The 26,046-nt window shown below is 40.8% G+C and carries 22 protein-coding genes and 1 pseudogene; 8 read left to right on the top strand and 15 right to left on the bottom strand.

All coding sequences use genetic code 11. The features are described from left to right. Positions 1 to 253: 253 nt before the first annotated feature. Positions 254 to 1,699 (bottom strand): ATPase RavA stimulator ViaA, encoded by a 1,446-nt coding sequence (gene viaA, locus ACED41_RS14295; RefSeq protein WP_017064542.1) that lies wholly within the window; start codon positions 1,697 to 1,699, stop codon positions 254 to 256. Positions 1,700 to 1,710: 11 nt separating this feature from the next. Then, positions 1,711 to 3,366 carry an ATPase RavA domain-containing protein gene (locus ACED41_RS14290; protein WP_017067123.1) on the bottom strand — a complete coding sequence of 552 codons (1,656 nt, stop codon included), beginning with the start codon at positions 3,364 to 3,366 and terminating at the stop codon, positions 1,711 to 1,713. A gap of 288 nt (positions 3,367 to 3,654) precedes the next feature. On the opposite strand from ACED41_RS14290, the gene ACED41_RS14285 reads away from it, so the two are divergent. The 4 genes and pseudogenes from ACED41_RS14285 to ACED41_RS14270 form a co-directional block, all read left to right on the top strand. Then, positions 3,655 to 4,170 carry an NUDIX hydrolase gene (locus ACED41_RS14285; protein WP_371725164.1) on the top strand — a complete coding sequence of 172 codons (516 nt, stop codon included), beginning with the start codon at positions 3,655 to 3,657 and terminating at the stop codon, positions 4,168 to 4,170. A 39-nt stretch (positions 4,171 to 4,209) separates the two neighbouring features. Continuing rightward, on the top strand, positions 4,210 to 5,214 hold the full coding sequence (gene ltaE, locus ACED41_RS14280) for a low-specificity L-threonine aldolase (RefSeq protein ID WP_371725163.1): 1,005 nt from the start codon (positions 4,210 to 4,212) through the stop codon (positions 5,212 to 5,214). An 89-nt stretch (positions 5,215 to 5,303) separates the two neighbouring features. Continuing rightward, a complete protein-coding gene (locus ACED41_RS14275; RefSeq protein ID WP_371725162.1) occupies positions 5,304 to 5,621 on the top strand; it encodes a cytochrome c in 318 nt (105 codons plus the stop codon). A gap of 119 nt (positions 5,622 to 5,740) precedes the next feature. Then, positions 5,741 to 6,259, top strand: a pseudogene (locus ACED41_RS14270) (IS5 family transposase); the annotation flags it as partial. 83 nt (positions 6,260 to 6,342) lie between these two features. Here ACED41_RS14270 and ACED41_RS14265 read toward each other — a convergent pair. Beyond that, positions 6,343 to 7,263 carry a LysR family transcriptional regulator gene (locus ACED41_RS14265; RefSeq protein WP_076668635.1) on the bottom strand — a complete coding sequence of 307 codons (921 nt, stop codon included), beginning with the start codon at positions 7,261 to 7,263 and terminating at the stop codon, positions 6,343 to 6,345. A 122-nt stretch (positions 7,264 to 7,385) separates the two neighbouring features. On the opposite strand from ACED41_RS14265, the gene ACED41_RS14260 reads away from it, so the two are divergent. Next, positions 7,386 to 8,510 carry a DUF1254 domain-containing protein gene (locus tag ACED41_RS14260; RefSeq protein WP_371725161.1) on the top strand — a complete coding sequence of 375 codons (1,125 nt, stop codon included), beginning with the start codon at positions 7,386 to 7,388 and terminating at the stop codon, positions 8,508 to 8,510. A gap of 77 nt (positions 8,511 to 8,587) precedes the next feature. On the opposite strand, the gene ACED41_RS14255 is transcribed toward ACED41_RS14260, so the two are convergent. The 9 genes from ACED41_RS14255 to ACED41_RS14215 form a co-directional block, all read right to left on the bottom strand. Then, a complete protein-coding gene (locus tag ACED41_RS14255) occupies positions 8,588 to 9,079 on the bottom strand; it encodes a hypothetical protein (RefSeq protein ID WP_371725160.1) in 492 nt (163 codons plus the stop codon). Between the two features lie 9 nt (positions 9,080 to 9,088). After that, entirely contained in the window at positions 9,089 to 9,661 is a 573-nt protein-coding gene (locus ACED41_RS14250; protein WP_017064534.1) for a hypothetical protein, read from the bottom strand. A gap of 11 nt (positions 9,662 to 9,672) precedes the next feature. Then, entirely contained in the window at positions 9,673 to 10,443 is a 771-nt protein-coding gene (locus tag ACED41_RS14245) for an AHH domain-containing protein (RefSeq protein WP_017064533.1), read from the bottom strand. Positions 10,444 to 10,455: 12 nt separating this feature from the next. After that, entirely contained in the window at positions 10,456 to 11,973 is a 1,518-nt protein-coding gene (locus ACED41_RS14240; protein WP_017064532.1) for a PAAR-like domain-containing protein, read from the bottom strand. 148 nt (positions 11,974 to 12,121) lie between these two features. After that, positions 12,122 to 12,913 carry a type IVB secretion system protein IcmH/DotU gene (icmH, locus tag ACED41_RS14235; RefSeq protein ID WP_017064531.1) on the bottom strand — a complete coding sequence of 264 codons (792 nt, stop codon included), beginning with the start codon at positions 12,911 to 12,913 and terminating at the stop codon, positions 12,122 to 12,124. After that, entirely contained in the window at positions 12,910 to 14,235 is a 1,326-nt protein-coding gene (gene tssK / locus ACED41_RS14230) for a type VI secretion system baseplate subunit TssK (RefSeq protein ID WP_017062572.1), read from the bottom strand. Before tssK ends, icmH begins: the two co-directional genes overlap by 4 nt. 11 nt (positions 14,236 to 14,246) lie before the next feature. Next, positions 14,247 to 14,747, bottom strand: a complete 501-nt coding sequence (gene tssJ / locus ACED41_RS14225) for a type VI secretion system lipoprotein TssJ (protein WP_029222546.1) — start codon at positions 14,745 to 14,747, stop codon at positions 14,247 to 14,249. Next, complete coding sequence (tagH, locus tag ACED41_RS14220) at positions 14,740 to 16,236, bottom strand: type VI secretion system-associated FHA domain protein TagH (RefSeq protein ID WP_108194857.1); 1,497 nt, start codon at positions 16,234 to 16,236, stop codon at positions 14,740 to 14,742. Before tagH ends, tssJ begins: the two co-directional genes overlap by 8 nt. A gap of 9 nt (positions 16,237 to 16,245) precedes the next feature. Beyond that, positions 16,246 to 16,851: a hypothetical protein gene (locus ACED41_RS14215; RefSeq protein WP_371725159.1), complete on the bottom strand. Its 606-nt coding sequence runs from the start codon at positions 16,849 to 16,851 to the stop codon at positions 16,246 to 16,248. 685 nt (positions 16,852 to 17,536) lie between these two features. Here ACED41_RS14215 and ACED41_RS14210 point away from each other — a divergent pair. The 3 genes from ACED41_RS14210 (at position 17,537) to ACED41_RS14200 (ending at position 22,835) form a co-directional block, all read left to right on the top strand. After that, on the top strand, positions 17,537 to 18,850 hold the full coding sequence (locus ACED41_RS14210) for a type VI secretion system ImpA family N-terminal domain-containing protein (RefSeq protein WP_371725158.1): 1,314 nt from the start codon (positions 17,537 to 17,539) through the stop codon (positions 18,848 to 18,850). A gap of 61 nt (positions 18,851 to 18,911) precedes the next feature. After that, positions 18,912 to 22,304, top strand: coding sequence for a type VI secretion system membrane subunit TssM (tssM, locus tag ACED41_RS14205; RefSeq protein WP_371725157.1), 3,393 nt, complete (start codon positions 18,912 to 18,914; stop codon positions 22,302 to 22,304). A gap of 78 nt (positions 22,305 to 22,382) precedes the next feature. Next, complete coding sequence (locus ACED41_RS14200; protein WP_017062578.1) at positions 22,383 to 22,835, top strand: Lrp/AsnC family transcriptional regulator; 453 nt, start codon at positions 22,383 to 22,385, stop codon at positions 22,833 to 22,835. A gap of 29 nt (positions 22,836 to 22,864) precedes the next feature. On the opposite strand, the gene tssG is transcribed toward ACED41_RS14200, so the two are convergent. From tssG to tssE, 3 genes are read right to left on the bottom strand one after another with little or no spacing between them, the layout of a single operon-like run. After that, positions 22,865 to 23,863 (bottom strand): type VI secretion system baseplate subunit TssG, encoded by a 999-nt coding sequence (gene tssG, locus ACED41_RS14195; protein WP_371725156.1) that lies wholly within the window; start codon positions 23,861 to 23,863, stop codon positions 22,865 to 22,867. Beyond that, positions 23,860 to 25,608, bottom strand: coding sequence for a type VI secretion system baseplate subunit TssF (gene tssF / locus ACED41_RS14190; protein WP_371725155.1), 1,749 nt, complete (start codon positions 25,606 to 25,608; stop codon positions 23,860 to 23,862). Before tssF ends, tssG begins: the two co-directional genes overlap by 4 nt. A 10-nt stretch (positions 25,609 to 25,618) precedes the next feature. After that, on the bottom strand, positions 25,619 to 26,029 hold the full coding sequence (tssE, locus tag ACED41_RS14185; RefSeq protein WP_017064522.1) for a type VI secretion system baseplate subunit TssE: 411 nt from the start codon (positions 26,027 to 26,029) through the stop codon (positions 25,619 to 25,621). Positions 26,030 to 26,046 lie beyond the last annotated feature (17 nt).

The raw sequence follows: 26,046 nt of genomic DNA, 5'->3' as shown, positions 1-26,046 counted from the left end.
AACCGAGGTCCACGGATTTGCAATCCGCTGCATAGCCACTCTGCCAAGGCGCCTTTTTTAATTCAACACTTTAGGGACTTAAGTAAGCCGCACCGCTGTGTTCGGGTGCCTACTTTACGGATTGAGGGGAGATAGTCAAACAAAAAAGTGAATTTAAATTCCGTTTGCTGACATTTAAATCAAATTGCTGCATGTTCGATCTCTTTAATCAAAAAACACACAGCAAAATCGAGTTAAACAAGATGTTCTAGCGCTACCACTTCTTCATGAAACGACCGACAAGACTCGGATGATACGCCCAGCAGTGGTCAAACATAGTCATAAGTTGAGGGTTGCCATACTTAGAAAGACTAACCGCATGGAAACGGTTTTTGTGTTCTTTCAACTTTTCAACCTGAGCAATCATTTCGTCTGATTGTTTCGGCGCAATAAAGTCAGAAAGTACGATTAAATCGGCATTCTTGTATTTATCACCAGTCATTAGGTCAATCGACTTCATGAGAACAGGTTCCAAATCCGTACCGCCGTGGAATGAGTAACTTAAGAAGTCGCTCGCTTCACGTAGGCCATCTTGCCTTGTTAACTCATAGGTAATCTGCTCAGAAGAAAAAAGAATCACATAACAGTCTCTCTCTTCTGCAAGAGCAATTTGCATTAAGGCATAAGCCATTGCTTTAGCAGACTGCTCAGGGAAACCACTCATAGAACCCGAAGCGTCCACACAGACGATAAACGGGCCCTTTTCAATATCGATGTTCTTGCTATCTGGTTTTTGCGCCTTCACTTTGCGTAACGTGCGTGATTTACCTTGCGAGCGATAGCTCAGTAAACGCTTGTCGGCCAAGTGCTTGTAAAAGATAACCTCAAGTTCAGGATAAGCTAAGAACATGGTTTCGTTTGGCAGCATCTTGTTAAGGTCATCACTTTCATGAATCCCGACAATATCATCGACCGCTTCATCGCTTTTCTCTTCAACCACCTGCAATTCTTCTACAGGGGCTTTGTGTAGCGAAGGATCATCTTCCTCACCAGCCATACGGCCTAGCTTTTCAGCGATCTCTTGCAAGCCCTTGTGCTTATTCAAGAACTCAGCATGACGTTTCATGATGGTAAGGTCTGTTTTGCTTAATTTGGCAGAAGCCATGTCCCACAAGCGCCCTACACTGCCTTCATCACCCGACTCAGTCACTTTATCCATGTTTTTCATGGTTTCCATGCGCTGATAAAGATCGGCTAAGACTTTTTCTTTGCTTGTTTCAAGTTCAGTTACTTGAGCTTGTTTAATCGCATCAGAAAGTGATTGGTACCATTGGTCGCAAAAGTAGTGTGGAAACATCGCGTTATAAACACCCTTGTTGTTCTCCATAAGGCGTCGAGCTTGTAGATAAAACGCTGAGTGCCACTCCAGCTTTTTGATAACGCTGTCAATCTCATCAAAGAACTGAGGTTCATCCCAGTAAATCACTTCTTGGTAAAGGGCGATTTCCTCTTGGAATCGATCAGTTTCACACACCTTAGTAACGCGTTTTTTAACTTTACCGCGCCATTTAACTAAGTGGTTTTTCACTGATGTTTTCACACCTTTGTTCTCTGCAGCCATCATGACTTGAGAACGAGCGATGAGATCATTCATCGCGGTATCAATGATTCCGGAATCAGCTACCATCAAAGCGAGGTTTAAGCCGTCTGCTCCTAACATATGCTCTCCTCTTACTCGAAGTACTGGCTCATAAACTTAATACGCTGAGCGATCTTGGCACTCTTCACTTTCGTGGTTTCAAGATCTTGCGTTACCGATTGCAAACTTGCTTCCATCGCTTTCGGCAAGTCAGGGTCAATATAGTTATGAGGTAATGCATCATGGAATTCAGTACGAACGCGTTTTAACTTGAATTCAGCTTCAGTTAACTGTTCTAAGGCTTTCTCAGCGCCACTCAACCACTTGTTGTACAGTTCTTGGTCTAAACCGTCAGTAGTAACCACACTCACCAATACAGAGCGATTGGCGATGTCTTTAATCACTAATTGGTTTGATGCATCCAAGTCGAGTTTTAAACGGCATAGGTTTTTATTTTCGTTTACGTAACCGTAAATATCACCGTGACCTTCTTTAAGAACACGATCAAAATCGTCTTTGGCTACGTATACCCAACGGCTATCGCCTTTCTCAGATTCAGAAACCGACATGTTGCTTTGCAGCATAACCAGTTTCACTAGATTGTAAGCACTGCCCACACTGTACATTTTCGCGTTCTTGATGTCATTCTGGTAAACATCTTTACGCAACAAGCCACTGGTTGACTCCATAGAAAGTGACACCGACAACGTTGATTCAACATCGTCTTGAATCTCTTCTAACTCTTCACGAGACATTTCAATTTGAGCTTTCGACTCTTGTTGATCAAACGCTCGGTTCAATGCAAAGTCTTTCACCACGCTACGAACCACATCACGTGATTCTGGGCTATGCCACAAACAATCTTGCAGAAGCATAATATCCAGCGGGTTCACGCTATCGCGACCACTGAAGAACGCACTCGCTTTCAATAGTTTAACGGCCTTCTTCCAGCGTCTGTCTGATACATACAATTCTGACTCTGAAGCAGAGCCTTGCTTCTTAACCGTCTCTTCAAGCATGGTTTTTAGTTCAAACAACTTATCAAACGAATTGTCTGTCAGTTCCAGCTTATCGAGCTCTTTCTGCCATTGATGGTATTCAATGTCCGTAATCGCCAAACCTTTTGGAATTACCGCTTCTTGAGAAGTACCCGTCGTCAGCATCGATTTGAAGTTTTGTTTGTTTTGAATACGGTTCACGAACACGCGTACCAACATACGGTCATAAAGTGCTTCCAAGCCGCTGTCTTCATCTGGAAGTTCGTTGGATGCCGATACTAGTAGACGCATCGGTACACGTTCAATATCACTGCCGTTTTTGAAAGTCTTTTCGTTAACGACAGTAAGTAGCGTGTTTAGGATTGCAGGGCCGGCTTTCCAGATCTCATCGAGGAAGACGACTTGTGCAGTTGGTAGGTAGCCTTCGGTTAGTCTTACGTAACGACCGTTGTCTTTTAATTCTTGGATACTTAGTGGGCCGAACACTTCCTCGGGAGTAGAGAAACGAGTCATCAAATATTCGAAATAGCTGCTGTTATCAAAAGCCTGAATGAGACGTTTCGCGATAAGGCTTTTTGCGATGCCCGGAGGGCCTAATAGGAATACACTTTCGCCGGCGAGAGCCGCCAGTAAACAGAGCTTAATCGTGTCTTCTCTTTCATAGACACCATCGGATAGAGCATGCGCTAATTTATTGATTCTTTCAGAGAGTAGCGCTTTGTCAGCATGTGAAGAAATAGAAGGGTTCATGCGTTACTCCGAAAATCTTTGAACAGTTGAGAGTGTAGAATTGTTTTTATACATTTGTTAGCGCTTTGTTACAAGTGCATTTTATTATTGAGTTGCATTTATATCAGATGGTTACGTCGGTAATTTTGGCGCAATCATAGATTCCAATTATGAGAGTAACATCACGAACGGCGTGAAACTAAATCTAATACGAAACCTAATTTTTCTTTTATTTTCGACACCATAGACGTTATGGTGGTGCACGTCTTCCGTTATACGAAAAATTGGCAAGGAATGTGGCCAGACTGCATGAGTAAAGTTATCCATAAATGGAAAAGTATTTCTCTCATAGAGGAGAACGTGACGCTCCCTACGAACGTCGTGGTAAAACATACAACAATCAATCACCCTGGCGCGGCAGTTATTCTTCCTATCACTTTGTCTGGAAAAATCATCCTCATTAACCAGTTCCGCCCTTCTCTAAAGAAATGGCTTTTGGAACTACCCGCAGGCACGATGGAAATAGATGAGACACCTCTTCAATGTGCCCAACGCGAACTGGAAGAAGAAACAGGTTACAGTGCAACTTCTTTTCAAAGCTTGGGGCAAGTCACCCCTTTGGCTGGCTTCTGTGATGAGATACAACATCTGTTTGTCGCAAAAGACTTAAGCCTCACTACCCGCTTTGAATGCGATGACGATGAAGTAATAGAAGTGATCGAACTGAGTTTAGAAGAACTGCACGATAAAATACGACACGATCAAATCACTGATACCAAAACTATCGCTTGTTTAAGTAAAGCCCAACTATGTGGCCATCTATAGCCAATTATATGGCTACCTAAAGTACTCTAGGAGAGAAACATGGACTTTCGTTCTGATACCGTAACTAAACCTTCGCAAGCTATGCGTGACGCAATGGCAAACGCAGAAGTGGGCGATGATGTTTATGGCGATGACCCAACAGTAAACGAGCTTGAGCAGTGGGCAGCCAACGAAACGGGCTTTGAAGCCGCTATGTTCACCTCTTCAGGTACGCAAGCCAACCTACTCGGCCTAATGGCGCACTGTGAGCGTGGTGATGAATACCTATGTGGTCAACAGGCGCACAACTACAAATACGAAGCCGGTGGCGCGGCGGTATTGGGCTCGATTCAACCTCAACCAATCGAGAACAACCCAGACGGCACTTTAGATTTTAAAAAGCTTGCCGCTGCGATTAAGCCAGACGACAGCCACTTTGCTCGTACTAAGCTTCTTAGTTTAGAAAACACGATCAATGGTAAAGTGCTGCCAATGTCTTACCTAGCGGAAGCTCGTGAGTTCGTAAACCAACATGGTTTACAGATGCACTTAGACGGTGCACGCGTATACAATGCGGCAGTCGCGTTAGACGTTCACATTAAAGAGATCGCGCAACACTTCGATTCGATGACGATTTGTTTATCTAAAGGTTTAGGTGCTCCGATTGGCTCTCTGCTACTTGGTAGTAAAGAGTACATCGCTAAAGCACGTCGACTACGTAAAATGGTTGGTGGCGGTATGCGTCAAGCAGGCATTCTTGCTGCAGCAGGTAAAATGGCACTGACTGAGAACGTTGCTCAACTTAAAGCTGACCACGAGAACGCGAAAAACCTAGCGATCGGCCTAAGCAAGTTAGAAGGCTTTTCTGTTAACCCTGATTTCATTCAAACTAACATTGTGTTTGCTAAATTAGATGAATCAGTAGATATCAACCGCATCGCACGAGAGCTAGGTGAACAAGGTATTACTATGTCACCAGGTAATCCTGTTCGCTTTGTTACTCACCGTGATATTAGTACAGAAGACATTGCTCGATTCCTAACGGAATTAGAAAAAGCGCTGTAACTCTCAGAAAAGTTCTCATCTATCGCTATTAATACTTGAGCTTCCCCTAAGGGGAAGCTTTATACTTTTGTTTTCACAGGAGTATATACGTGTACAACAAGTATCTAATCTTACTAACTGCTTCCCTCTCTTTCACACTTCACGCAGACAACTTTGGTGATCCAGAACTCGGTAAACTGAAATCCCCGAGTTGTGTTTTTTGCCATTCAGTTGCTGGCGACAACACGAATAAAAACTCCCCAGACCTTAAAGGGCAAGACCGCCTCTATTTGCTCAATACTATGACAATGTATAAGAACGACCAACGTGAAGGTGCCTACGCTGACATGATGAAGGCTCAATTAAGTCGACTTTCTGAACAAGATTTAAAAGATATTGCTGCCTATTGTTCTTCATTATCTAGATAGCGTTCTATTCCATATCGAGAGTTGGCTTTGTTGTGTAATTCAATCGAACTAAACCTAGAACCTACGACCTGTTCAGCTACGCCCACCCCCTCTCGTAGCTCTGTGCCTAAACCTCGTTACAATACAACCAATCATTTATTAATCGAGGCTTTCTGACCTTTTGGATTGATAAAGAGACAATAGTCGGGTGGACGCAGAGCAAACAGAATAAGCGCGCGTTTAGGCCATGTCGGTTCAATGATTTAGCTATCACGACAGCACTCATGGTGAAACGAGTTTTCTCTATGCCACTGACAGCGCTGCAAGGATTTGTAGTCTCGATATTTTGGTTAGCCCATGTGCCGTTAAGTTGTCCGCATTACACCTACATCATTCGTAGAGCCAAGCAAGTTGAGGCCTCATTTAAGACTAAAGCTAGAGGAGCAATACGGCACCTAGCCATCGATGCTACTGGCCTTAAGGTTTATGGTGAATGTGAATGGAAAGTCAAAAAACACGGGACGGATGGGAAGCGTAGAGTCTGGCGAAAGCTTCATATTGCAGTCAATACAAACACACATGAGCTCGTTGCCGCCGAGCTAAGTTTATCAACGGTTACAGATAGAGAATTACCCCCGAACTTACTGAAACAAACTCGTTGAAATATCCTTGAAGTACCTGGTGATGGCGCTCACTCTAAGAAAAAGCGATGTATCGAGTTAAACAGTTGCCAGGAGGACAACTAACCTAACCCATCAACCAACTGGACTATGTTTTCATGTAGCCACAAGTAGAAAGGATCTGACTCCCTTTTTTTGTGTTGATAAAGCAAAATCTGCTTGCTATTGAATGATGGGAGCCTCGCATGACTAACTTCAACTAGGTTATGTGTATTATCGATATACAGTTCTGAAGTTGGAAATAGAGCCTCGGTTTGCGCTGCCACAGCTGCGACATTTGAGATTATTTCGGAACGAAAGACTTCGTTATAATTCAATCCTCTTTGCACCAACATGTTTTCCATCATCCCCTCTTTTTCATTCCACTCAGCCAACTGTGCAATTGCAAATCGACATTCTGAAAGATATTCAAATTCTACAATCTTCTTCAGATGAATAGGATGGGATTTATTCGCATACAACTTAAAGTGATCTTCGGCCAAATGTTTATGCAATATGGCCTTGCTGCCTATTGGGACGTCGTAATTAATGCCTAACTGAATGTTATCTTTCGCTAAATTATCAAGCGTATTCTGGTTCCATATGTGGCAAGAAAATGTCACGTTCGGCGCATGCTTGGCAAGGAATAGAAACAAGATATGAGGCAATGACTGTCCTAAAAGCGGATTAATGGCCAAAGAGATATGCCCAGCGTGGCTGTACGCGTCGAACTTCTTTACCGGAGTTAATGTTTTCTCTAGCAGCGCAATTAAGTCAGGGAGTGACTCTGCGATTTGATTACACCTGTAGGTAGGTTTCATTCCTTGTGGAGTCGAAACAAAGAGCTCATCATCAAGCTGCTCTCGAAGTTTCCGTAACTTCCGACTCACAGAAGGCTGAGCAAGAAAAAGTCGCTCCGCAGCATGGGTAACATTTTGCTCTTCTATCAAAACATGTAGAACCTTAAGTAGGTTCAAATCGATCTTGTTTAGCGCAGCTTTCAAAGTACCAACCTCACAGGTATAACATATTTGTCATACCTGTGATTCTATATAGTCATTTCATAAATACCAAACTTTTACTTACCATTACCTCAACTTAATAAAACAGAATATGGTATTTAAAAATGAAAAAAACTCTACTTTCTTTATTAGTGGTCACGTCTTTCTTTACGGTTGCAGGAACGTCCACAACCAGCTTTAACAATGAAGATAAATCAATTGAAGACGTCTTTGCTAACATTGACTCTTCTTCGTGGGCGGTAAACCCAGAAGATCATGGTATGACGGTGCATGAGTACATAAACCAAGAAGGCATTTGGTTTGCTGACAATTTTGCTCGCAACTTTAAGTTAGGCTTAAACAACCTTCATCACTTCAAAGAACTGGCGAACAAAGACACTCGCTGGGTTGTATCACCATCCATTGATCACTTGTACTCAATGGGCGTTATCGATACCTCCAAACCATTTACAGTCGTTGTACCTGAGAACGATGGGAAATTGGTTACACTTCACCTTCAAGATATGAACCACACTCAACCATTTTATAAGGTTGGCGCAGGAACTTACGAGTTCACTCCTGAAATGTTCGATACAAAATATGTGCTGATAGGCTTGCGTTTTGCGACAGATGGAACAAAACAAAACGTTAAACGGATTACAGAAGAGCTTCAGCCGAAAGTGAAAATTATCGGTGGTGGTCAAGATCTTGAAGGATTGCCAAAGCCAAACACTGAGGCTATGGAAGCAGTTCGTACTGCATTAATGCCAGAATACGATAAGTTAAATGACACATACGATACAGTTCAATACCGAGCGCAAGATGTGACTGACTGGGAAAAGACTACTTACACAATTGCTGGAGCGTTCGGCCTATCGACAGCTGACACCGCAATGTATGCACCTTACGCACTAGAGAATGCCAAAGGTGAACAATGTTACCAAGCGACATACGAAGCACCTAAATTAGCTAGTGACCTAGGTTATTACTCAATCACTGTCTACGATTCAAAAGGTTATCTCATGTCGAACGAGAATAACATCGTTTCGACCAATCAAGGACTGACGCAAAACGAAGACGGTACATTCACGGTGGTATTCGGTGGTTTAGACTGTAAAAAACATGCGGATGGTAATAACGTAAACTTTGCTTACACCCCTAAAGACAACTGGTCTTTCTTATTACGTGTCTATCAACCTAACGTTGAATCAATGAAGGTATACACCCTGCCCGAGATTGAAAAGATCTAAGTGCTTAACTATTGCTATGTATCAGAAGTTAACGTAACCAGTATGACTTAAAAAAAAGCGCCTCAGGCGCTTTCATTTTATACATCTCGAACCCAAACATCATTAACATGTTGCTTAAGTAAATCAATCACGCTTTGGTGAATAAAAACCAAACCATAATCTTCTTCTAGTTTGAAGATCAGCCTTTCTTCGAGTGGAATATTCTCTAACTTAGAAAAATCAAACTCCGTTGACTCAATGTCTAACCAGTTCAACTTGCCGTATTGTTTTTCTTTATCCGTCAATTTATAAGTTTGATGGATATAAGGCACTCGATAGTCTTCGTAAACTTTAATTTGATCATCTGTTGGTTGGCTTGGAGAACAATCCACGCGCGCGTCTAACCACTCTACTCCGTGTATGACCAGTTTCTCCACTTTTGATGCAACATCGCTGATGATAAATAGCTTTGGAGAAAACGTCATTTCAAGCAGTAAATCAGGCTCTACTGGCACTATTGGCTTGGGGCTTTGTTGGAACGGGAAGTTACCTAGGTCTTGTTTAGTTAGTAAATGATATTGTTCTTTCATTATTTTTTCCTAAAACTTAGGTGCGCGCATAGATGTATTCTTCTTCATTTTTCTAACCAAAGAAAATCTAGAATCATTACTGAGTAAATCATAGATCTCTGGCGCAAAAAAAACTGCGGTATCAGCCCCCTTTGCCCTATAAACGACTCGTTTCTGGAATGGAATATTTGATATTTTTTCAGAGCTTAGAAACAAGCGGTGGATGATTAGGTTTCCACTATTTGGCGATACTTCTACAACACTTCGTTCATGATCGACGACATCTTGTATGTTATTCAAAGCTAGTATATATCGCTCTGTAATATCTCCGTCTTTAGTCGATAGTGATGCAGGATAAAACTCTACACCATACGGATCAAAACTCATTACAAGTTCCGCAAACCCCTTTGTGACACAGATATCACCATTATCTGCTATTGGATGGACCATAGTAGAAGTTATATTCTTATCCTCCCACAGAATTGGGCTTTCCGAACTTGTTGGTTGGTAGTTGTTTGTACTATATAGAAACTCCCGAGTGTCCACACATTGGAACGCAGTAGGACTTCTCATAAAGTCCTCTGAGATTACCGAAAACTCCATCTTATACCTCTCTATTGTTTGGTGATTATCTTGCTTTGTTCTCTTACACTCATAAGGCGATATTTTCCGGGTATATAGCTAAATGAATCTACCGTTACTTGCTCAGGAACTCGCTTTTTGAGCTTGAAGAGTGATCTAAAACGCTTTGTGTAATGCGTATGCCGGACAGATTTTTTAATACAACGCGCACATCCTTTATCACCTTCTTCCATTAGTTTCCCTCTGCTTATCAACAAAAGGTCAAAACTCGCTATATCACTGAGAATTTCAATAGAAACATCATCAATTGTTTCAATATAGTTTTTAGGAAGTGTGTCGCAATTGATTGATTTCAGCCTAAAGGCCAATTTCTTAGCAACAACTTTATGGTAACCGAGTGCAGCGTTTAGTGATACAACATCTTCTTGAATAGACTCTCTAGAAGCCGGAGCTGTTGCTAAGCTTGCCAATTCAACCTCAACTTCTTCACCAGTCCTTTCCTCATAGTGTGCAATTAAATCACTGTCAGTATGCCCAGATTTGTGTAGCGGTACACTATATTGACATGATATTTCATCTACAGTTGGTAAAATTACCAAGTTTTTCTGATGATTCACATCATACCCTTTCCTCACGATTTGTTGCTGTCTAGCTTCGGACAGCCGAGATAGCGAGTCACAAGATACAACGTGATGGGATGCAACAGATCTTAACTTGAAGTTTAATGGGTGGTGTTTTTTAACTTTTGAGTCTCTCAAACTGCTGCTTCGCGCCCACTTGCCTTTACCTTCTCTTATTGGCATAGCTCTTACCTTTTAACTATATCTAGCTTTTAATGCGTCTTTACACTGACCGTTTTTCTTCCCTGCAATTCGGCGACAGATCTTACACCTAACAGGCTTTTTATCTTTCTCTTCATTCGCCTTTGCAGAGTTCTTTCCTGACTGAGCAGACTCGCCGGTATTATGTTTTACTTTTGCTGGGTAAGTTTTCTCACCCTTATCTAAGATTCGAGCAAAAAGCTTATCAAACTCACCCATCGCTTCTTTTAGTTTATCCGGCACCATTTTATCGATGATTTTCACTTCATCGGCTAGCTTTAAGAAGTATTCTGCTAGTTCATCTGCTCCCATGCGATTGGCGTAAGAAGCAAGCTCACTCGCCACTTCGATACAAGGTTTTAGAACATCAGATACAATATTGCTCGCCTGCTTGGCGTAATCAACCCAATCTAATGTACGTAAGAACTTTTCTGGGTCACCTTTACCCATACCACGAAGTACCGCGAGTAAAGTGTCTTTCGATGTACCTTTACCACCTTTCAAAGCAACTTTACATGTACCTTTAACTGCACTGCCAAACGTTGGGACACAACCAATCAAAGTCAAAGAGAGTGCCAACCAATTTTCTGGCTTATCTCGTTCTTCTTCACTTAATAGTGTCATGATATTTGCTGAAAGGTCTCGTACATCTGCTGCTTGGTCTACGACGGGGATCATTGTCAGCGCTGTGTTTGCAATGATTTGCTCTACCGATGCATCATCATTAAAGTCACCTAAAATTACCCCCCAGATCCAGCTGGCAGCGCCAGACATTCTCTTCCAAGAATTTTCCCAGAAACCAACCTCACCTCGTTTGGCTTCTTCAATAATTAATTGGGCATTCGCATTTGGGTTGAAATTAGGGTTGGTTTTAGTTGGGATGTTTGGCATGAATTCGCGACTATCTTCACCATAGTCAATGTTAAATTCACCAGGTGCAACCCCACTCACCGAAGCTTTGCCTACATTATCTAATGTACCTTCAAAGGAAGCGCCGGTTTGATCAATCAGTTTATATGTAGCCCCTTGAACAGGTTCTCCATCAGAATAAGAAAGAAACAGGTCTACCGTATACGTCCCTTCTTGCTCTTCTGTCACAGAAACCGAAGGGTTTTGAGCACCGCCTAAACACATGGTGTTGGCTTTATTCATGGTCATTTGATCAGAAAGGCGGCATACACCGACACCTTCGAACTTAACGGTAGGAGAAGCTGATATGAATTCGGCCTCGGCTTCAATAGTGCCTGAGGCTACGCCCTTTTTATCACCACCTGCATCGCCAGTACTGGCGCTGAATTTACTGCCTTTAATAGCAATGCTGTTACCGCCATCCATAGAGACGGTCGTGGTGCCGCCTACTAAATCGGCGGACTTTGCATTGTTACCATAAGGGATAGGAACAACAGGTTTGCCGACTGTTGTTAAACAAACATCAGGGAGTGTTGCGTTCGCTTCTCCTCCTGAGCCTTGATGAACTACGCTGAGTCCATTCGCACAAACTGTTACGCCCATAGTAAATCCAATTAAATTCCAATAGATGTATGATAAAAGAGATCGCAGGCTGCAATCTCTCTAAGTACGTAGTGAAAATGAAGGATGAGACTGTTACTTCGAGTCTATTTTTAAAAACGGACAGAAGATCTCACAATTAAATCTGATGCTACTGATACACATCCAAAAGCTGCTGAAATTTTAGGTCAATAACCAAGTAAGTCGCAGCATACATAACGCCAAAGATGACAGTACTGACGCCAAGAATTAACTTAGGGGAAATAACCCGTTTGAGCGGTTTTTTTAAGTACTTCGCCTTTAAGTTAACTAACGTTACTTTTTCCTGCTCAGCTAAACGCTCGTCTCTAACTAAGCGATAGATAGTATTTCCTATCTCTGAAAGCTTTTCGTTGCCACGCTCTTCTCGACCATACTTGCCTTGGAACCCTAGCTGCAGCAACAAATAGAGGAATTCTATTACGTGTCTATATTTTCGAGGGTCAGCTTTTAAGCGCTCTAAGATGGTGAAGAACTTGTCGCCACCCGATGTTTCGTTATGAAACTCAGACAACAAACTATTTGTACTCCAATGACTGTTCGCCCCCCACTCTTGTCGACATACAGATTCGTCTATCGCAGCACATAAGCAATAGCGTATGACCAATATTGATGCTCGATCCAACTCCATTTCATTGAGCTTTCGCTCACCTTTGCGAATTTCTCGTGCAACTTGTTCTCTAAAAGGGCCAGGGTCGTCCAACCAAGGAATCGAAGACATGCATGAGAGACTGGCGATTAACCAAGTAAACTGATCGACCAAAGGATTAACACCCATACTCTCAACATTTAGGTCTCTTACCGCAATATTTCTAGATAAATCAGGTGCAGGCATAACCTCCATTGGCTTGCCTGGCTCTGGTTGAAATAGTACTACTGTGACATCGTTTTCGGCGTAACTCATAGGCGTACAGCCCAAAGCTGTAGTGACAAGTTCGCGAAGTCACCTGCAATATGGACAGCGATGGCAGCTGTGTTATTCAATGCATTCCATTCGTCACTCGCTTTATCGAGCTCAAAATAGGTATAACCTGCATGATAAGGCAACGCTCGAGGTACCACTGGCATTGGTTTCATTTCAATGCCCGGCAATTGTAAGTTAATTAGATCGCGAATATTGTCGATCGAACCAATCTTAGTTTGGCTCACAAATTGTGTATGTAAAATATCAAGCGGTACGTCTGCTTTAACAGCAAGAATAAACGTCGTAGATTCGACAATTTTACTGTCTGGAATTGCTGCTGTTCGAATTCCGTAGCTTTGCTCTCTCAATGTTAGAGGTATTGCGCGTTGCTCTGACATCACACTGAGTGTCATTTTCGCGCTATCAAGTGTCCGAGATAAACAATCAGTAAGTTGGCTGTGGTTATATTTGGTGAACTCTTGTGGTCTGCGAGATGCAGAACACAATGTGGATAATTCACCCTCAGCTTGTAATAGGATTCGGTAAAACGACTCTGGGTGAACACCCTCTACGCTTGCAAAATGCCAGAACAACGGTTCGTAGCGATTTAAGGCTTGTAACAACATAAAGTCAGCAACAGATGATACGCCCTGTTGGTCAACCACCCCTAAACGCTGAACAATCGATTCGGCTCTGTGTTTAAGCATTGACGCGAATTCCGTCGCGAACTTGCTCAAAACTGTAGATGCGTGAATATCAATGCACGTCGGAATATAGTTGTCATCCAGAATGATGCTTCCGTCTGGCTTCACTTCCGAAATTTTCAAAATGGGAATTGATGTATATGCACTCTTATCTTCATGATCGTACATTAAGAAAAAGTTAAGCTTACCCACCACAATACTTGCCATATCTTCTGATTCATAACATGCATCTACGGCTTCTTGGGTTTCCATGTTATAGCGAGCACCGTCTCCATTTCCTCCAAAGAGTTCAGATCGTTCTGATGGCAGTGGACAGCATAAGTACACCACTTTATCCGCAATAGAAGGGTCAACATCTCTTACTTCTGGAAGCTCAGCAAGAAGCGGTAAATCAAATGGAGTACGGTCTTGTAAGATACCTTCTGCTCGTGTGATCCCGATTTTACCAAGTGCCAGTAGCTCAGTGTTAATCTCAATTTTTTTCACTCCCCAGTGTAAGGGAGAGCTATTAGAGCTAAGCATGTTAGATAACTTGCCTTGAGACCTATCGAGTTGCTGAAAGTGTTGAGGCTTCATGAACATACCATCTTGCCAAACAACTGGGTTATATAAAGACATTCGTCAGTTCCTTAAAAATACGTCTGTTCAATACCGCGAGTATTGTTCGAAGATAATTCGCTACCCTCTACTTTTAATCTCAGAAAATACTCACTTTTTTCTTCGATCACTTCAACCTTCCGCCAAGACGAGCCATCAATATCTCTGAATGCCACAGAAAAACCTAATGCTCGCGTCGTTGGATCTAACTCTAAAATCTCATGTAGCTCATCGCCCGGCTGCAGTTGGTATTCATATCGTTTAATATACTCATCACCTAAGGACGCTTTATCATTTTCGAATAGAGCAAAGAAATCCAAACTACGAAATAAAACAGGTGAAGTGAGTTCATGAACTCTCAGAATGACCGGCGAAGATTGTCCCTGCTCTCGTACATTGAGAAGTTCTGACGCTTCTATCACGAGTTCAATTGAAGATGTTTCTGGTGTAATTCCAGATGATTCTTTAAATTGCTCCCACATAGAGCAACCTGATAATAGAAACAAGGTAATGGGGATTATAAGTTTACGCATGATCAGCTTTTGCAACCTTACTGTATCTGTCTTTCATCAACGCTTTAAATGTCGACTCATTGAATTGTCGAGTATTCTGCTCATAATGTTCGCTGTACTTTTGCCATAGCTTTGACTTACTAAGGAAGCGCGTTTCCTGGCTTAAAGTGTTTGCAAACTGCTGAGGATCATTCGCTTTTAGTTGCTCCAATACCAAATCGTTAATTGCCTTCGCATATAAGGTATCGTGCTCGCTAAGTTCATCCAGTATCTGTTCAATTAGCTCATTTGGAGCCAATAGATTTTGACTATTTAGCGTTAACATCAATGTAGTTAGGCTAAGATTATTGTGAGCAAAGGAGCTTTCGTCAGTAAGCTCTTCAACACTCTGTAAATCTTTGTACAAATTATCGATACACAATCGCAAACAAGCGCCCATTTGTTTAAAAAATAAAGCGTCATGTTTCGTGTCAGACTCTAAATCAACACCCAGTCCTTCAAAGAATGCATGTGTTACATTTTCATGTTCGTAAGAAGTTTCACTCAATGCGGTATTACTCTGAGTTCTACTCTCACTTTCAACAGGCTGCTCTTGTGGTTCGGTATGAGGGACAAACTCTTGTGTCACCTCTTCCCACTTGTGGCTTTGTATATTTGCGGAATTAGGGATAATAGTAACAGGCGGTACTTTTGTCGGTTTACGCTTGGGAACATCTGAACTGCCGGTAAGCGTATCTGACTTAAAATCGGTACCTTCAATGTTTGTTGGTTTTAAACGGTTCGGTATCTTAGTTTGATCATCAGCGATGTCTTGAGCATTCAGGTTCGCCTGCTGTTCTTCTTCCATCCCCATCCAATCTTCAGGAATCAGACTAGGGAGGTCGAACTCAGAATGGATGCTTAAACTGTCATCAACAACTTGCCTTTGTGGTTCTATCGATGACTTCATAAGATTTTTTTCGTTACTTTCGTCTCGGACCAAATAATCATCATCTCTCTGCATTGAGAATTTTAAGTGCTCGACGGGATCATGAGTATCTACTCCATCAGGTTTCGTTTCCATGAAGAGATCTTCAAGCGCGCCTGTCTCTGCTTCTTCCTCAACAACGGATTCTTCCAAATTCATCAAAGGATCTGTAGAGTCTCTTTCTGGCGCGATTTCTGAAGCGATGTCATATGAAGTCGTTACCAACTCAATAGAAATACTCACTTCATATTGACCTAAAGACACTCTATCACCGTCACACAATGAGACAGGTTGATTCTTCAGGATTTTATTCCCATTAACCAACGTTCCATTGGTGCTGATATCGCTAATGTAATAGGTATCTCCATATATGCTTAAAAGGCAATGTGTACCTGATATAAAACGATTATGATCAGTCAATGAAACTGTACATCCAGCTTCTCGACCGATAGAACCACCTTCTTCAGGCATTTCTATGCTCTTAGATCCAACGTATTCTTCTGGGCACTTTGAGATCACCAAAACCAATTGATTTATACGCATGAATAGCCTTTAAAACAGAAGAGAAACACTAAACTCGACACCACCTAGACCTTCGTTATAAAAAGGTAAGATGTATGAAGCTTGCGGGATTATTTGTAAATGAGCGTCTGGGTTACTTCCTAACTTGATCACACTACCAAAAGTCACAACAGCGCCAGCTTCAAATTGATCGATATCTTCAAGTTGTTCGCCGTCACGAAAGCCTTGGTCGTCAACTTTCCAACGGTTTGAGTATTGCGAGTAACCTAAAGACAAGCCTGCACCTATATAAGGTGTGAACACCGACCAGCTACCTAAAGCATACTGAGGCACAATACGAAATTCGTAATTGGTTACCTCGTTATAAACGCCATTCTTTGGAGCTTCGATGTCGTCTTCAGCCAAATAATTAAAACCTAGCCACCAACGCCATCGGTTGTTACTTTCATCAATTGGACGTGTATGGACGAACCCGTAACGCAGAGCATCTACTTGGCCACTCGGTCCTTCTTCATATTCTATAGTGTCTATGCTCAGCATATTTACTGAACCACCATATCTTTCACCCTTCGCGATTGCGATGGACGAAAAAAGACACATTGTGGATATTAGACCGATTTGACTTAGGTTTCGCATGCTTCCCTCTGAGTTCATCCATATATTAACTAGATGCGCAAGATAGCAAGTATTATGTCTTTTACAATAAGGAGACGGTCACACCCGCCATTTACGACATTATAACTAGCAAAAAAAACGATATATCTACAAGAAAATGCATTACGAATAATTACAAATAAAATTCATTTATAAAATCAAAACTATCAATAATTGAAAAATCAAACGACCAACAACCATCCAAAGAAAGAAGGTTGTTCAATACAAGAAAATTAGCATTTACAAAATTCAAAAAACCTAACATGCCACTTTTTTATCTTTAACCTATAGCATAATCATTTACAGCATTTTTCTAATTTAGTGTTAGTTAATATTTATGCAACCATTGACAAGAGTAATTATTAATCAACAAAGCACCACACGTAGGAATAGTTAGATTCATATTATTTCTCCCCAAAAAGACCATAAATGTGACTTTCATCACTGAAATTTCATAAAACCTAGTCGTAAATTGTTACATTTTTGATCTTTTTGTGAATAACGTCACATAGTGCTGAAATTAAGAACTTTTCAAATCTTTTAACATTCAAGGATTCTGTTTGACTATAGAATCCTTGAAAAATATAAATAAAAAACAAGCGAGGCTAAATTTATTAGTTATCGCTAAATTTCGATTTCTTTATATATACAGTTGGATATCAAGATTATGTTCTCCTCAGATTTCACAAGACGGCCTATTGACGAAGAAAAGCCTAGCGGAACTAACCCAAACGCATTAGATGATTTTACAGAGATAAAACGTCAAATTAATAACCTTAATAAGGTGACAGGGAGAGTCTCTTGGAAAAAGGTTCAGTCTCTTTCAAAAACGATACTTTCGAAAAACAGCAAAGATTTCCGTTGTAGTTGCTACTTTACTGTCGCAGCAACACATAATGATGGCTTAAAAGGTTTAGCTGACGGACTCAGTTCTATTCTGGACTTATGCGTCGTTTATTGGTTTACCGCATATCCAGAAATTACAAAATCAAACGCAAGGATTGGGGCGATAGACTGGATGGTTGAACACACAGAAAAACGAATAAAGTCGATTAAAACAAACCCCGACGACGTACTGCTGATCGAAACTTGCCATCGCTTATGTATGAGAATTGAAGAAGAACTAAGACTACATTACGGTATAAAAGCACCTTCATTAGGTGGGGTACGTCGAATCTTAAAGCAATGGGTTGATGAACATAAAGAGACAGAAGCAAACCTGCGCGAAGCAGAGAATCAACGAAAGTACCGAGCTCCAGAAGAAAATAAACAACCAACACCAGTGGCTCAACCATCAACCATTAAAATTGATGTGTCAAATAAGCAATCTGCAACAACATCGAAAGTCGACGATAAAACACCCTCTAATTATTTAGTCGTCTACCTGTTAGCCGGATTTCTTGCTTTAGCATTGTCCTCTCACTTCTTTTATAAGCAATACCAACTAAAAGATCTGACTAAACAAATCATCACATCTGATATCTCACAACTTAATGAAATAGCACATTCATTAAGATATGAATATGCTCCTATTTCTCAAGATGTTAGACCTAATGTCGTAAACCAATTAGACACACTAATGAAAGGTTGGGTTGCCGATCCAATCAAAGTGTATCAGATCGATATTTTAGACCGATTGACGCTTGATTTGACCAAGCTGTATCCGGACTCGTCTTCTATTCTACGATTACGCCAAGAGTTCACCAATGAACAAGAAAAGTTAAACACAGATTACGCCCAACTTCACCGACGCTTTTCTAACGCCAGGTCTGTATTTGCGAATGTAATTAGAGGAAGTGAAAGTCAAAAGACTGCACGAGCTTATGAGTACAGTAACTCTCTTTTTCCATTGATTGGCCGCATTGAATATGCAGAAAAAGAACAACAACAAAAAGAACTACAGAAATCTCTTCGGATACTGAACGTCTATTTACACAAAATAAAAACCTTAGAATCAGATCTGTCAGCAAATAAACCGTAAAACTCATAAAACCGTCTTAAGACTCGGTATTACAACAAACTCAAAACAACGAAATAGGCTTATGTTAAAACACAAACTAATGAGGAACCCTGTTGTTATATCAACGGCCATTTTCCTCTTTCTTGCTGCTACGATCGCTGCAATCTATATCCTTTGGCTAGATATAACAGACAAGTTTTACCTATGGATTGCTTTAGGTGCTATAACAATTTTCTATTCGTTGTTTCAGGTAACGTTGTGGCTAAAAAAGAAAAACAACACTAAAGCCCTAAAGCTGGAAACAGAAGAAGAAGCATTAGCCATGGTCATCCGTCCGCTTCTTTCTGGTTCCAATAAAAAGCCAATCTATTTAATGATTGGCAATAAATACGCGGGTCGAACTCAGTTTCTACTTAACTCCAGTGCAATCAAGCCAATGGATCAGACTCGTACTGCAAAGAATGATTTTTTCGAATGGTATGAGTCAGACTCCGCCGTGTATATCAAACCGGATCAACGCCTATTGTTTCAAGAAGTATCAAGTAACGATAGCGCTCTGTGGAACACATTTGTAGATGAGGTCATTAAACACAAGCCTAGAAAGCCATTTTCAGGTTGTCTTTTCTTTATCGATTTTGAATTTCTAATTGTCTCTGAAACCGAACAAATCGATTACACGTTAACCGCGCTTAACCATCGATTAGAATCAGTAAGTGAAAAAACATCTTCAGCGATCCCTTTATATTTAATGATGTCTAAGCTCGACAAGCTAGAAGGATTTAAGGAATACATACACTTTAGTTCTTTAAAGACCTCGGTTGAATTTCTATCAATTCCATTAAAGGAAGCTAAAGGTGTATTTGTTGAGTACTACCATGATAGCTTCCGTAATTTAGTAAAAGTAATGGAGAGCAATGCGTTAGATTCGTCGTCTCACTCTAATGAAGTTAACGAGAAGCAAGCCATATTAGCATTCCCTAAACAATTCGAATTGTGTCAGTCTGAAATTGCTTCTGTGATAGAACGACTTTCAGAACTCAATACTGGGTCTTATTCTCTTGATATCCGTGAAGTGTTTTTTATATCGAATATCCAAGGTGGTAGAAAATACAACCTATTAGCTAAGAGTTGCAGCAACTACTTTAACTTGCCGATCATTGCGTCGGAACATACTCAGTTAACAGAAACGCCCTATTTTACGCGTTTCTTAATGGACTCTCAGATCTTGCCTGAATCTGATTTCGCAGGTGAAAACAAGACTTACCTTAGGATGATCCAGAGGCAGAGCCGTCTAGCCGTTGCAGCTTCCATTATTTTACTAGGTAGTGGTGCTTACCTGTTTTCAACGACTTTAGATGACAACCTGAGAGTGATTAGTCAGCTTATTGGTATAGATGATTCACAATCGTCTTACCCAAAAGGCAATTCTTTTGAAAGTTCTCTTTCAAGTGCGATCCAAACTGTACAACCATCTTATCAAGCATGGCTTAGTGGCTCACAAGCGCTAGATAATGAACTTGTGAATATGAATGTAAGTCGTCTCGATGAAAGTACGAAAATCGCTTATAACGCCCTCATAATGCAAATTAGAAACCACTTAATGCCAGTAATTGAGCAAGGTTATCGTTTGCAACTAACACAAAATCAAGACAACGTTAATAATGCACTGCCTTTACTAAAAGGTTACTTAATGTTGAATGATCCTACAAAACGCGAGATAAAATTTCTACGTCAGCAAACGATGTCAACGCTCCAAAAACTCAGTGATCAACCAGACACGATCACGACAGTGATGAAATATTTGGACGCATATTTCCGCACTGATTTTGAACCTGTATCGATCAACATGAATATGGTGCGTGCGACAAGACGTTCTCTACTCTCTAGTTCAAATGTAGATCTTGTGTACGCCAGCTTGTTACAACAAGCAGGTGACATTGATTTAGGCACTTTGAATTTACAGCGAGCAGTCGGTTTCGACTTTAATAATGTCTTCAACGACAACTTGGATCCTCAACGATTAGAAATCGATAAAGTTTACACATCTACAGGCTTCAGTACGTTTTACCGCCCTCGCGTCGATTTAATGTCGCAACAAGTCATCACCGACAACTGGGTATTGGGTTTGTCAAACCACGTAATCCCAACAGACAAAGAACAAGAGACATTCAAGAAGCAAGTAAGAAAAAAATATACGGATGACTACATCAGTTATTGGCGAAATGCTTTAAGCGAACTAAAAGTAAAGCGTTATAACAATATAGGGGAGATTACTAACGCCATTGATCTGATCTCTGGCCCATCTTCTCCGATGACAACGGTTCTAAAACAAGTTTATACAAACACGCAGTTTTCACCGATCGGTCAACAAGGAGCATTAATGGCTCAAGTTAACCCTAAACTTGCGGGTGCCGTAAAAGCAGCACCAGAACTCGTTGAAGAAGTTGTAAAGCCTGACTACTTATTAATGAAAAGAGTTGAACAAGCTTTCCACATCTTGAATCAATTGCAAATTAACGAAACCCCAAACTCCCCTACACCATGGGATGAAACGATAACTGCACTGAGCAGAGTTCGTACGTATATGAAAGATATAGCAGACGCACCGGACCCTCAAATGGCAGCGTTGTCTGCAGCACAACACCGGATGAGTAGTACGGATGCCGATCCTCTGATTCGTTTAAAACAAATTGCACAAAAATCTCCTGAGCCAGTAAGAAGTTGGCTTTTAGACGTAGTTAACCAGAGCTGGTCCGTGATGATTTCTGAATCATCAAAAGGAATACAGACTCTTTGGTATAGTGAGATCTATTCTAAGTTCAAAGAGTTAGGTTTAGGAAGGTACCCTTTTGATCTAAGTGCAACAGAAGAAATTTCGATCGAAGACTTTGAGCTGCTTTTCGCATCGGGAGGCTTGCTTGATGCATTTATCGATAAAAATTTCGCTCCTTTTTATGACACAAACCTATGGACGCCAAAACAAGTAGAAGGTGAAATTATGCCTCTCTCACCAGAACTGCTTGTTCAGTTACGAAATTACAATGTCATCAGAGATACACTAATCAACAAGAGTACAAACCGTTTGTACCTTCCATTTAGTGCGAAGGTACTTGATCTGGATTCGAGTGCGATCAGAGCAAGCTTAAAAATAGCGGACTCAAATATCAACTATTACCATGGTCCCAGCAGAATTCGTGAACTTGAGTGGCCTCCTCAAAATGGAGATTTCAATATCAGTATAACAATTCAAGATGTAACAGACGAAGGTAAACAACATGTACTGAGCAAGAATGGTCAATGGGCTATCTATCGGTTATTTGGTGACTCAACGTTAACAAATACCCATAACGGTAGCTTCGTGAGTGATATAAAAGTATCAGGCAGAGATCTGAGCTTGCGAATCACTCCTTTGACTCAGAAAAACCCGTTTACGTTAGCGGAGCTGTATAACTTCACTCTACCCGAAGCTATATAGTAAAAATACAAATACAAATACAAATACAAATACAAATACAAATACAAATACAATAATAATTCAGAAAAGGCAGAACACATGATGTCCAACATTAGTTTACAAGGCTTAGACAAACTAGATCGTAAAATTCTTTCGAATCTACTCTCCAATGGGCGAGAATCGATTGCTAATCTTTCTCGCAACATCGGCTTGTCGCGAACAGCAGTCGCTGAACGCATCAACAGACTTGAAAAAACCGGTATTATCAAAGGGTATACGGCACAAATAAGAGTAGAAAATGACGGGAGAAAAGCGGCAAGTTATTTGCTAATTTCTTGTGAAAAAGGTAAGAAAAATGATGTAAGTAATGCATTAAAAGAACTACCTGAAGTCAGACTTACAAGCATTGTTGGGGGTACCTACGACATTATTTCTTTGATTGAAGCTCCTGATCTGCAATCAATACACCATTTATGTAATGAGATAGAGTCTTTCAATGGCATTCGCTCTCTCAATACAACAGTAGTGCTACACCAGCCAATCAGTCGTTAAAAATAAAGCCGCTCTTATGAGCGGCTTTTTTAAATGCCTCCAATTACTCTAATCTTCGCATCGTTCGTACCTGCTTGACCCAACCAAAAAGTTTGCCCCAAACTCGTCCCATCACCTTGACCGAGTTGGTTCTTTGGAACTGAGTCTAAATCAACGGTTAGCTTTAAATCCCAAGACATGGGGTCACGAAGAATAAAACGCATCAACCCCACTAAAGTTTTATGGAAATCTCCTCCATAGGAGAACTTTCGGAACGTCTCGAAATCAATGTTATCAATACAAAGATTAAACTTACCGTTTAGATCTGGGATGCTCTTACCTAAATGTAAATTTGAACCCAAAATACAATTCGTTCTATTTAATTGATTCCTTTGGCATTCGGCAATTTTTACTCTTCGAAAGACCCACTCTTCGATTCGAACACTTGGTAATGAAAAATAGTGCGCAACAATGCCAGAAATCAGTTTCGGAGAGCGTGTCCTGGTAGATAGCTGATTGACGTAAGACAAAATCTTTGCACGATCAAGCCCGATCGTATCAGACTCTTGAATAACATTAGACAACCCTGCTAGGTGCAGCATACGCCCAGAAAAGTCATCTGTTGCATCGCTTTGATACTGAACATGATAACGGTACTTTTTCCAAACACGATAGATTAAACTGGTATATCTATTATGAAAGAAATCAAAGAAGTCTCTAACTGGATTATCATCATCATCTCTACCTACTAATTTTTCTGTATAGTTCGCGGGCAAAGGTGAACTTGAACCGTGTAATCCTAAAAAGTTAGTTTCAATTCTCGAATAGTGCTCACCAGACCTTTCCATATGACTGATGAATTCCATATCACTTTTGGGGAAACAGAGGTTTGGTGAGACACTAAACGCAATTCTCTCTTGATAAAAATATTTGTTTTCACCAACCGCTACAAAATCACTGCCCGGTAATAGTTGGTAGTGCTTCTCTAACAACAAAACTGCTTGAAAAAAGCTAAATTCGTTTATTTTTTCTGATAATTCATCAATCATAAGATTGTTTGCTGTCCAGTTAAACTTGCCCATTGGTAGCTTTCGCCACTGCGTTCATCGTAGACTTCTAACTCTGTAAATGAGTTAACACTTGAATATAAGCGTATGAACTCATTCAATACATTTGCCATCAAAAACATGTCCCCTTCATTGACAAAAAAACTAGAGTTCATCTTAAGCTTAAATTGATTACCACGAACGGATACCCCTCTAAACACTCTATCGATAGGTTTCATTTCTGATGAGATAATGCCGTCAAGCCTGTGCAACGAAGCCCTATGAGCCTGCCTATCCACTCTAGAATGGAAGTCATATGTAGACAGTAAAACCTTGAGTACATCAATATTAGAGAGCGATAGATAATTCAATGACATATTAGCAATCAGTTGCCATTGGAGTTCGCCATTCACTTGCGGGCTAACAGATTGCGTAGGTTTAGTAATATTACTAAACGTGGCGTAAGTTGGAGATTTATGTGTGGTATATATGATGTCTCCTACAGACAATCTTTCAGACAAATCTGCATTACTGCACAATAACTTCATCAAAACCGTTTCGGTTCCTAGGTCTGCAATATCCCCATTGTGGGTATGAAAAGATATATAACGCTCAAGCCCTCTTCCACTCACTCGCTCTGAAACTTTTGACTTGTAGAAATCACGTTTATCTCTTTGATTTATTTGGTGTTCAAAGGACTCAAATTCAATAAGAGATTTTCGTCGCCTTTCATTTTTGCTCCAACTTTCTACTTGGTTTATTGAATAAACTTCGTAGTGATCCTGGTTGTCACTCTGTGGCCGAACTTTATACTCATTTCGGCGATGTTCAAGCCGAATTGGATCACCATCTTTTTCGAATAGGTTCACAGCTGGCGTGCAATGTAACCTTAAGTGCTTATCTTTCAGGACAACTTCGGCAGGTAATGCTCTCTTAAAATGGAATTTAAGGTTCACGGTACTTCTTTGTGGTATCCCTTTTAGCCAATCGAGACCCGTAATATCAAAAAACATAAATTTGTCTGGTAAAGAAAAATATTCTTGCAACAAACGATAACCTGCAAATGAATTGTCGCTATATGGCAGTATCGCTTCGTCGTCTTGGTACCCAACCGGTTTAACAAATTCAGGTCCAAGTTTACGTTTATACCCACCGCCCACGTCTAACTCGACGTAGTCTAAGTATCTAAATATCCATAAGAAAAGAATTCTAGTTATATGGATCTCACCATGTAAATGAAACCTTAATTTATCTAACCCGATACGAGATAACTCTAGCCCATGTTCAGTCGCAAGTGTCACCTCAACAGATGAGCTTGTTCGACTGTTGCTTTGGTCTATGCTTGTGATTTTTAAGGGGAAAAGCTCTACGTCATAGCAGGTTCTGAATAAACATTGCGTACCTTCCACTTGTTCACTAGCCATCTCAGCCCCGCGCTTTACCACTGTTTTTTCAGTGACACTTCCGGAGTGTGGCGTTAGTTCGCTAATGCATAACGAAGGAATCGAGCGCATGTAATGTGGCCACAACAGCGTCATTAACGACTGAGTGAGCTCTGGGAGTTCATCATCAATCTTTTCTCTAATACGGCCAGTAAGAAACGCAAAACCTTCAAGAAGACGTTCTACATCAGGATCGAATGTTCCTTCAGACAAAAAGTTGGTCAGTTTTGGATTGTACTTGGCAAATTCGCTGCCGGATTCTCGTAGATATGTGAGTTCATCTTGAAAGTATTTACTGTTACTCAATGGGCACCTACTAAACGTTAAATTGGCCGTCAGTTCCCATATAGACATCGATAGACATCGGAACTTTTCCACCGTTGTGTAAGACTTCTCCGCATATGCCAAAGCCTAATTGAAGAGGGTTGTTGTGATTTTCTCGGTAATGTACTTCAACACTTCGTAGCCGAGGTTCGAAGCTTTCTATTGTGGAAGTGATGTTCTTTTGGATGTGACGAACTAAATTGGTGTTGTTCGATAGAACATCATTGAAATCAGGTAAGCCATATTCCCGATCGATCATTGAATTACCCGCATGAGTATTAAGCAAATCAGCAAGGTGCAGATGAATGGATTCAATTAAATGCCTATGTGAAACCACTTTTTCATAACAATTTTTCGGCTCACCAAGTTCAATTCGTTCTAATAATCGGTAACCTTTTTCCATATAACACTCTAAGAAAA

The organism is Vibrio sp. 1F255 (genome assembly GCF_041439145.1).
Lineage (GTDB): Bacteria > Pseudomonadota > Gammaproteobacteria > Enterobacterales > Vibrionaceae > Vibrio > Vibrio crassostreae_C.
The sequence above is the reverse complement of the archived record's forward strand: the minus strand, read 5'-3'. Positions and strand labels throughout refer to the sequence as shown.